This is a genomic window from Okeania sp. (assembly GCF_035285525.1).
GTDB lineage: Bacteria > Cyanobacteriota > Cyanobacteriia > Cyanobacteriales > Microcoleaceae > Trichodesmium.
Genome location: NZ_JAYKGW010000026.1, coordinates 19,611 through 29,921 on the forward strand (window position 1 = coordinate 19,611; position 10,311 = coordinate 29,921).

The 10,311-nt window shown below is 36.0% G+C and carries 7 protein-coding genes; 3 read left to right on the forward strand and 4 right to left on the reverse strand.

Going from position 1 to position 10,311, the window contains the following annotated elements; genetic code table 11:
• Positions 1 to 320 precede the first annotated feature (320 nt).
• Entirely contained in the window at positions 321 to 488 is a 168-nt protein-coding gene (locus VKJ25_RS02660) for a hypothetical protein (RefSeq protein WP_324235077.1), read from the reverse strand.
• Positions 489 to 837: 349 nt separating this feature from the next.
• On the opposite strand from VKJ25_RS02660, the gene VKJ25_RS02665 reads away from it, so the two are divergent.
• Positions 838 to 3,546 carry an endonuclease MutS2 gene (locus VKJ25_RS02665; RefSeq protein ID WP_324235078.1) on the forward strand — a complete coding sequence of 903 codons (2,709 nt, stop codon included), beginning with the start codon at positions 838 to 840 and terminating at the stop codon, positions 3,544 to 3,546.
• Between the two features lie 351 nt (positions 3,547 to 3,897).
• Here VKJ25_RS02665 and bchB read toward each other — a convergent pair whose 3' ends face one another.
• Complete coding sequence (gene bchB, locus VKJ25_RS02670) at positions 3,898 to 5,424, reverse strand: ferredoxin:protochlorophyllide reductase (ATP-dependent) subunit B (protein ID WP_324235079.1); 1,527 nt, start codon at positions 5,422 to 5,424, stop codon at positions 3,898 to 3,900.
• Between the two features lie 29 nt (positions 5,425 to 5,453).
• Here bchB and VKJ25_RS02675 point away from each other — a divergent pair, with 29 nt between their 5' ends.
• On the forward strand, positions 5,454 to 5,606 hold the full coding sequence (locus VKJ25_RS02675) for a hypothetical protein (protein ID WP_324235080.1): 153 nt from the start codon (positions 5,454 to 5,456) through the stop codon (positions 5,604 to 5,606).
• 347 nt (positions 5,607 to 5,953) lie between these two features.
• On the opposite strand, the gene proX is transcribed toward VKJ25_RS02675, so the two are convergent.
• Together proX and VKJ25_RS02685 are read right to left on the reverse strand one after the other, a co-directional pair.
• Entirely contained in the window at positions 5,954 to 6,982 is a 1,029-nt protein-coding gene (proX, locus tag VKJ25_RS02680; protein WP_324235081.1) for a glycine betaine/L-proline ABC transporter substrate-binding protein ProX, read from the reverse strand.
• Positions 6,983 to 7,824: 842 nt separating this feature from the next.
• Complete coding sequence (locus tag VKJ25_RS02685; protein ID WP_324235082.1) at positions 7,825 to 9,150, reverse strand: protein kinase domain-containing protein; 1,326 nt, start codon at positions 9,148 to 9,150, stop codon at positions 7,825 to 7,827.
• Between the two features lie 393 nt (positions 9,151 to 9,543).
• Between VKJ25_RS02685 and egtD the strand changes: the two genes are divergently transcribed.
• On the forward strand, positions 9,544 to 10,311 hold a 768-nt coding region (gene egtD, locus VKJ25_RS02690; protein ID WP_324235083.1), incomplete at its 3' end, for an L-histidine N(alpha)-methyltransferase.

Genomic DNA, 10,311 nt, shown 5'->3' on the forward strand with positions numbered 1-10,311 from the left:
GCGATCGCTATTTTGAGATGAGGCGATAGTTAGAACTATACGACTTACGCATGAGGTAGGAAAAACAAGGGTTTGAGATTGCTTCCCTTCGGTCGCAATGACGAAAATACGTTCCAGTTGCGTAAGTCCTGAACTATTTTTGTCTTGCTACCTTAATCTTTTTCTGTTGAATAAAAAATTATGCACACATACGAACACAAGCAATTAAAATTTTTTTTATCATAATTTTTGGTGCCAAGCAACACCTTCGCCACATTTTTTCGGGTGCTGCACACAATGAGGTAAATTTTTTGATGCCCAGCAACACATTTTTTCGGGTGCTACACAAAATGAAGTAGAGGGCGAATGCCATTCGCCCCTACCAGGTATGGTGTTTCTGCGTAATTCCCGATCAAGAAAAATGTTGATAAAGAATGGCATTCGCCCCTACCAGGTATGGTGTTTCTGCGTAATTCCCGATCGAGAAAAATGTTGATAAAGAATGTCATTAGCCCCTACCAGGTATAGTGTTTCTGCGTAATTCCCGATCGAGAAAAATGTTGATAAAGTATAGCTCTAGGGGTATTTTTCCCTTTTCCTGTCAGGACAGGAGAAGAGTGAGGAGAAAAGTCTTCTCAGATGCTCTTCCCCACAATTTTAGTCTAGACACGCCAGCCAGTACTGTAACATTAACTTAAAGTAACTTATATACCAAAACCAGAAACTTGGTTGATTGCCCCGATCATTCAGATGGGTCAACTTAATTTGATCAACCAGTTTTCTGTACTAAATCCTCACACAATTTTGATGATTGTAGTATATTATATTTCATAGTTCATAATCTTTTATAAATAAACTTTGATTCAATCGGAGACTTTAGAATTATTAGAATGGCCTCGCTTGTGCCAACATTTGGCCACTTTTACTGCTACTAAACTAGGAGCAATAGCGGCTCGTCATTTACTAATTCCGTCCACCAGGTCGGAAACAATACAGTTATTAGCTCAAACTCAGGAAGTTTATAAACTAGAAACTCTTCTCCCACAGGGTTTGTCTTTTGATGGCATTGAGGATATTGGAGATTGTCTGCAAAGAGCGGAATTAGGTGGTATACTTTCTGGACTAGAACTTTTAGCTATTGCCACAACTCTAGCAGGGGTTCGTAAGTTACGTCGGACAATTGATGGTTATGAGTCCGAATACGAATTGTCTGTTTTGCCAGAATTGGTGGCCGATCTGCGGACTTACCCAGAATTAGAACAAGAAATTCACCGTTGTATAGATGACCGGGGGGATGTTACGGATAGAGCTAGTCCTAAACTCGCAGGGATTAGGGAAAAAATGCACCATATCCGGGATCGCATTGATACTATTCTCCGAAGGATTTTACAAAACAAAGCAGGTGCTATTCAACAACCGATTATTACTCAACGGAGCGATCGCTTTGTAATTCCGGTGAAGGCTCCTCAAAAAGATGCTGTCCCTGGTATTGTCCATGATACTTCGACGACGGGTTCGACATTATACATTGAACCTAATGCAGTTGTCAACCTGAATAATCAAATGCGACAAGTGCAACGTCAAGCTGAAAGGGAAGAGGAAGTGATTCGGCAAGGTCTGACCGATCAGGTGGCCGAGGTTAAGGAAGATTTGGAGCATTTATTGGCGATCGCTACAATTATTGATTTGGCTACAGCTCGCGCTCGTTATAGTTTATGGTTAGGAGCTAGTGCGCCTCAATTTACCGATCCGGAGTCGGAACAACCGATGATTATGCGTCAGTTGCGACATCCATTGTTGGTATGGCAACAGCAGCACGAGCAAGGAAGTTCGGTAGTACCTATTGATGTGAATGTTAAACCCCCAGTGAGAGTGGTGGCTATTACGGGTCCGAATACTGGTGGTAAAACTGTTACTTTGAAATGTCTGGGTTTAGCTGCACTGATGGCAAAGGTAGGGTTGTTTATTCCGGCGAATGAACCTGTGAAGTTACCTTGGTTTGAGCAAATATTGGCTGATATTGGTGATGAGCAGTCTTTGGAGCAAAGTTTATCTACTTTTTCTGGTCATATTCGACGAATTATTAGGATTTTAGAAGCAATAGACAATTCAAAAGTCAAAATTCAAAATTCAAAAGTAATTATTAATTCAAAAGTAATAGACAATTCAAAAGTCAAAAGTCAAAAGTCAAAATTAAGAGAAATTGACGACTTTTCTGGCAAGGAAAATAATTCAGATGTTGATAATTTATCTATAGATGAAAATAATTTAAACCTCAAAAATCAAGATTTAAAATTAAGAGAAATTGATAATTTATCTATAGATAAAAATAATTTAGATGTTGACGATTTATCTGTAGATGAAAATCAAGACAATTCTCGTTTATCACCAACTCTTGTCTTATTAGATGAAGTTGGTGCAGGTACTGACCCGACTGAAGGTAGTGCTTTGGCAATTTCTCTGCTGCAATATTTAGCAGATAACGCATTATTAACGGTGGCGACTACTCACTTTGGAGAACTGAAAGCTCTCAAATATAATGATGAAAGGTTTGAAAATGCTTCCGTGGAATTTGATACTAATTCTTTGCAACCAACTTATCGTTTACTTTGGGGTATTCCTGGACGTTCAAATGCTATGACTATTGCTAGTAGATTAGGTTTAAAACAAGATATTATTGATAGGGCGCAAAATTATGTTGGGGGAGATTCGGAAGATGTGAATCAAGTCATTGCTGGTTTGGAAGAGCAAAGACAACAACAAGAAACTAAGGCAAAAGAAGCATCTCAATTATTACAAGAAACTGAGTATTTGCATCGGGAAGTTGCTCGCAAAGCAGAAGCTCTGAAGGAACGGGAACGGGAATTAAAATTGGCGCAGGAGGTGGCGGTACAGGAAAAAATTGCGGAAGCGAAAGCGGAGATAGCGACGGTTATTAGAAATTTGCAACAGGGTCCTTTGATTGGGAGAAATGCTCAGAAGGCAACTGATGCTATTAATGAAATTTCTGAGAAATATTTGCCTTCTCGGACTCCGACACCCAAGAAACCTGGTTTTATGCCCAAAGTAGGCGATCGCATTAAAATTCCGAAAATTGGGCAAACGGCAGAAGTGTTGACTGCTGCTAATGAAAATGATGAGTTGACTGTTAAATTTGGGGTGATGAAAATGACGGTCAATTTAGCAGAAGTCGAGTCTCTGGATGGTGAGAAGGTAGAGTCTTTGAAGAAGAGCAAAAATGTGGAGTCTCAAAAAAGAAGTAAGAAAACAGAGGGTAAGTCTAAGGAAAGTCAACCAGAAATTACTTCTAGTGGTTTAGCTGTGCGTACTTCTCAAAATACTATTGATATTCGTGGAAGTCGAGTAGCGGATGCTCAAATTGAAGTTGATCGGGCGTTGTCGAGAGCGATCGAATATGGTTTGTTGTGGATTATTCATGGTAAGGGTACAGGTAAGTTGAGGCAAGGTATCCATGAATTTTTGCAGGATCATCCTTTGGTGGAACGTTTTGAGTTAGCTGGAAAAAGTGATGGAGGTAGTGGGGTGACTATTGCTCATTTGAAGTAACGGAGTTGGGGTGATTGAGTGGTTGGGTGATGGGGTCGTTGGGAGATGGCAAAATTTGGTAGGGTGCCTTAATGAAATGTAACGCACCCCTTATACCAGATATTTCAGTGCGTTACGCTTTCCTGCGCAAACGCGCTTCACACCCTACTCAACTAATTCAAAATGATCAAGTTTGTAGTGGACTGTTTCATCTAAAATGGTACATTAGGGAGTAGGGGAGTCGGGGAGAAACATTTTTGTAACCTACAGCTATTGCACCATTTAAGGTAAAACAATGCACTACAAGATTGAAAGCACTTTTTTGATTAAAAAAGGTGGGGGAAAACCCAGCTCAAAACTAACAAGAATTAACTAAGCACCAACAGCTTCTTTAGCAGCATACATAACTTCTAAAGAAATCTCGGCAATACCACGTTCTCTGGCAAACTTTTCTGTATTTCGCTTCACTTTCCCCCGGACAAAACCAGGAACTTTATTCAATTCTGCTTTTGCTTCTTTCGTCCAGTTCAAATCAGAATCAGCAGAAATACCCTTCGTAATAACCTCTTTAGTATCATGTCCGCCAAATATTTCTAATAGATGATCTTCCATTCCCAAAGTAAAAGAATTATAAACCAAATCGGCAATTTGATTAGTACCTTCATAACCCATAAAAGGTTTATAACCAAGAGGAAAATTTTGAATATGAATAGGTGCAGCAATAACACCACAAGGAATATTCAACCGCTTACCCACATGACGCTCCATTTGCGTACCAAAAATTGCGGAAGGTTCCACACGAGCGATCGCATCCCCAATTTCTCCATTATCCTCAGTAATTAAAACTTCATCACAATATTCGCTCACCTGTTCCCGGAACCAGTCTGCATCATACTTACAATAAGTACCCGCCCAAACAACATGAATACCCATTTCCCGTGCCAAAATTTTCGTCATGGCAGCAGCATGAGTATTATCACCAAATACCACCGCTTTTTTGCCAGTCAAATTTTGACAGTCAATGGAACGAGAAAACCAAGCTGCTTGAGAAACGTGCAAAGTTTGATTATCAATAAATTCTTCATAGTCAACATTTGCACCTTGAGCATTGATCGCCTGTTGAATTTTCCGAATACAGCGAGCAGTTTCCACCACACCCATAGGAGCAATATCAATATAAGGTGTACCAAACTCAGATTCTAAATATTTAGCTGCCATTATCCCTAGTTCGCGATATGGTACGAGGTTAAACCAAGCGCGAGGCAAATTTTTTAAATTGTGAACGGACGCACCTTCGGGAATGACTTCATTAACTTCGATACCTAAATCTGCCATCAAGCGTTTTAACTCGGTGCAGTCATGTTGGTTGTGAAAACCAAGAGTGGAAATACCGATGATATTTACAGAAGGTTTCTCAGTTTTTCCCTCTGGGAGTTCCCCTTTCTTTTTGGCTTTCTGAATATAATATTTGATAATTTGCTCCAAAGTGCGGTCTGCTGCTTGGAGTTCATTGACGCGATAATGGTTAACATCTGCCAACATGACGTCACCTTTACTGTCTATTTGAGCGCGTTCAACAAAATTTTCTAAGTCTTCTTGCAAAATGCTAGAGGTGCAGGTGGGAGTGAGAACGATTAAATCTGGAGTTTCTTCCTTGTCTTTGCGGACAATGTTATCTACTACTTTTTCCTGGGAACCCCGCGCTAATACATTACGATCAACAATACTAGCGGTGACTGGTGTGTAGTTGCGTTCTCTTTCTAACATGGAACGCATAACGTTGAAGTAGTCGTCACCAAGGGGAGCGTGCATAATAGCGTGAACGTTTTTGAAGGAACTGGCAACCCGCAATGTGCCAATGTGAGCAGGACCTGCATACATCCAGTAGGCTAATTTCATTTAATTTCTCCGTTTTGTGGTTAACAATTATGGATTTGTTTGTTAGTTTAATTGTCTCAGATTTTGATGTCTTTTGTGTGTCAAGTTTAGTTACAGCAAAAATGTCAGGGCAAATGGCTATTCGTCCCTACTTCCGAACCCAGAAACCCGGTTTCTACAAGAAACCGGGTTTCTTTGCCTAAGTCCTGAGTAAAATGTAAGGTAAAATTTCTATTTTTCCCTACTTATGCTATAGTTTGTCAGTAAAATAATAAGATTTTGTTTTATTTAAGTATTCTTAATTTTTAGGTTAATTTCTGTTAATTTTGGATAGAAAATATTGACAATTATTTAATTTAGATATAACAAAAAAGCGATAACTTCAGAACTTACGAAAGGAAACCCAGAAACCAGGTTTATATGAGAAACCGAGTTTCTTTGCCTAACTTTTCCAAGCAACCAAGAAACCGCATTTATTGCCATGATTGTGAGGCGTTGATAACTGGATAACTGGGTTGTAGTCCGGGCATATTGCCAGGGAGCGTTTCAGTTAAAAATCTTCCATCTTTTTTGCTTCTTCTAACCAACTATCAAATAATTCTTGATTATTTTTCACCCACTCTTGACTATGGCGACGGATATCCTCTGGAGAGTCTTCACCATCTTTAATATATAGACTTTCAACATTCATATCTTCTGCTGGAATTTGAACAAGTTCAAACCAACGTTTAGCAACTGGGTTAGCTTCTAAAAATTTTTTATTGGCAAAAATTTGTAGTTTATCAACAGCAAATCCCAGATTTTTACCTGCTAGAGTGGTGTCTTTTTCTGTGATATTTTTTATAGACTCTGGCAGAGAAGTAAAAGGAACTTCTAGCCAAATTATATCTTGATCTGGTTTTAAAACTGTAGATATCCAGTGAGGATTATAAGCATAATAAAGAACACTTTTCCCTTGCTGATAGCGACTAATAACATCTGCCAGTAAAATAATATATTGTCCTCTATTGTGTTCAACTGTATTTTCTAATCCATAAGCTTTAATTTGATGATCGATTATTCGTTCACAAAACCAACCAGGATTGCAGCCAACTAAGTTAGCTTTACCATCACCATCTGAATCAAATAGTTGAGCAATTTTTGGGTCTTTAAGTTGTCCGATATTAGTAATTTTATATTTATCAGCAGTTTTTTTATCAATTTGATAGCCTTGTACCACTTTAGGAACTAGATTTCCAAGTCGCTTTAACTTTTTTTCACCCCCAGCATTATTAAAGTATTCTTGGTGTGCTTTTTCACCGCCAATGGTACTATAATCTAGGTCTCCATTTGCTACAGATAAATAAATAGCAGGATAGTCAATTTCTATGGGTTTTTCAATTTGATAACCAAGTTTTTCTAGACCAATATTCACAATTTCTGTTTGGAAATGTTCTTCAACCCAATTACTATGGGCTGCACGAATTTTAGTTTTTTTAACAGGTGAATTTGATTGGCAAGCAATTAAACCTATTAATACAATTATTAGAATTGTTCCTCGAGCTAGTTGGTGTAATTTTTGGATTAATAAAGTTATCATAAACCTATAATAATGATAATTTAGCTGAGTGGATATCAATTTTTAAGAAACCCCAAAATTTATGGCTTTTAGGAAGCATAAAATAGAGAATAAGGTATTTTTTGCAAATATGAGATATACCCATTTACCTAAAATATATCTTCAAATACTTAATCATCTAAAAACTTTATAAAAGTTTAAGCATTATATATTTTGAACGGCAAAAATAATTTCATTAATTGCTAGTAGAAGTTAAAGAAATACAGTATTTATTCATTAAAAATCTAGGAACTGACTCCTGACTGCTAACAGCTAAATGCCTAAAAAATTTTAGGTTTTAAGAAGTAGAGAACGGAGAATAGGGAATAAAAAAGAAGAAAAACAACGTAAACATTTCCTACGGAATGCTCCGCCAACAGCAGTCAGCATTTACCGGTCAGCTATTTTTTTTAGTTTGAGATAAAAGCTTGGCTTTGTTGAGGTAAATTGAATCTTACAATCAAAGCAGATTTTAAAGCTTGTATTCATTTAAAGCCATTTTCAGGTTTATAGCAACCGCCAAGACAGTTAGGACATAGACTGATGATGAATCAAAGACCACGGAAACACTTTTTCAACTGTTCCCTGTTCCCTCTTCCCTGCTATAGATAGAATTTGCTGACTGCTAATAGCTAAAAGCTGAATGCTTACAAAACAACTGTACCTCATAACGCACGGAAACTGCTATATAACCAAACTTTCCTTTTCACAAAAAAACCATAATGTTTGCTGTTAATACTAAAATTTATAAGGCATCGAGCTACAGACTGATGTAATTTCTTTCCTCCTTCCTTATTCCTTCTTTCTTCTTCCTTATTCCTTCCCTAAAAAATACTACCTAATAATGCCTGCTTAAATTCTTTAGCAGTTTTAAAATAAATTTCTGGCTCATCAATTAATGCTAAATCAATAACTTCTGCCAATGATTTAGGAATAGCAATATTTCTCTTTCTAATGGGCACAGGTTTAGTTTGCAATATAGTTAAAATTGGATCTTTACCAACAAAATCACGGGGATATGCACCAGTTAACATATTGTATAAAGTTGCTGCCATTGCCCAAACATCTACTTCCGGTTTTACATCTTTAAAATTAATTATTTGCTGCCTAGGTATAAATGGAAAATTTTCTCCTTTGTTTCCCCCAATTATTTGATTGCTGAAGCCGGCAAAATCAAAAGCTTTTGTTAATCCATAATCTGCTATTTTTACCACTGTTGAACTATTTATATTACTCAGAAAAATATTAGCTGGTCTAATATTCAAGTGAACTAAACCTTTCCCTTTGTCAAAACTACCATCTGCTTTGTTAAAATAAGGAATTTCTGCATTGTGAGCATAATCTAAGCCATCTAAAGCTTGGATAATAATTGGCACTGCCATATTAATAGATAATTGATAACCACAACGTTCCAATAAACTCCAAATACTACCACCATTGCAATATTCTAAAGTTAAAATAAATTGGCGATCGCTATAACTATAATCTTCCAATCTGACAACATTTTTATGATTTAAAGCTTTAGTATTTTCTAATTCTCTCAAAAATTGATCTATAGCTTGAGGATGAGTATTAGTTTCTGGCAAAATTATTTTGATAGCTATTAATTTTTGAGTACAATTATTTCTAGCTAAATAAACTTCTCCATTTCTGCCTTTACCTAATAACTTAATTGTTCTATAGCCAGGAATTTTAATGAAATTATCACTTTTTGATTTGGCTGTTTTAACCAATGATTTAACAGTTTCTGCCTGAGATTTTTTAGGGGTAGAAACTATCTCTCTTTGAGTTTCAATACTTAGCTCAAAAACAATTGTACCCAATTGAATTTTGTCTCCCGATTTTAAATTATATTCAGGGAACTGAATTTTTGGGTCAGCTTCAGGAGTATGATTGGGTTGACGTTGCCCAATTTTTTTACCATTAATATAAGTGCCATTTTTACTACCAAAATCACGAATACGAATATCTGGAAGATTAACATAAAGTATGCAATGATAGCGAGAAATAGTACGATGCTCTTCATCACTTGGTAGTCTTAGATTACAATCTTTATGACGACCAATAATGCAAATAGTTCGTTCTTTAAATATAAATTCTTTACCGATCAGAGTTCCTTCAATAATAGTCAGTTTGACTTGAGCAGACATAAGATAATTATAACTTTAGATATTTTATGAATTGCTTATTTTTTATTATCTTATAAATTATCTTCTAGGCAGTGCAAATTTATCGGAATAACTATTGCTATCAAAGGCTTTCAGCTATCTAAAAATTAGAAACTTTATATTTATAGCTTTAGGTGCTGTAAGTCTTTTTCAGTAATACTTTCAGTCAGATAAGCAAATTATTCTTGAGGAGAACTTTGTACTCTCTAGAGAATTAGATTAAGGTGAGATTTGTTAATTTGATAATCTGTTTATTTACTCGATGGACGATTTATGCTAATATTATTTGCTAAATAACTTTATGATAACAAGTTTTTGTCCAAAATTTGTTAATATAAAACTCTTGAGTGTCCACTTTTGTGTAGGAATAAATCAATGTCCCCACAACTTATAAAAATTCTCAATGATAGTTATCAAACTGTTAAAAATGATGGGGAAGATGTAATTGCTGGATTAACTAAAAATCCCAAGATTTTACCTCCAAAATATTTTTATGACGATTATGGTTCTGAATTATTTGAAAAAATTTGCGATTTACCTGAATATTATCCGACTCGTACAGAAACTTCTATCTTAGAGCAATATGCTGATGAAATTGCTGAACTAACTAATAGTCAAGAATTAGTAGAATTAGGTAGTGGAAGTTCGACTAAAACTCGTTTATTATTAAATGGTTATCAAAGAATAGGTAATTCTTTTGCTTATGTACCAACTGATGTGAGTGGAGGAATACTTAAAAATACCATATTAGAGTTACAAAAAAAATATCCAGATTTCTTGATTCAGGGATTACTGGGAACTTATCAACAAACTTTAGATTACCTAGAATCGAATCCTCAAGAATCAAGAACGGTTTGTTTTTTAGGAAGTTCTGCTGGGAATTTTTCTCCACCAGAATTTGACCATTTCTTGACTCAAATTACTAGAAGTTTACAACCAGGAAATTATTTTTTATTAGGGATTGATTTACACAAATCTAAAGAAGTTTTAGAACCTGCTTATAATGATGCTCAAGGAATTACGGCGGCTTTTAATGTGAATATTTTATCTCATTTGAATTGGCGTTTTCAAGGAAATTTTGATATAAATTTATTCAGTCATAAAGCAATTTATAATGAGGCTGAAACTCAAATTGAAATGTAT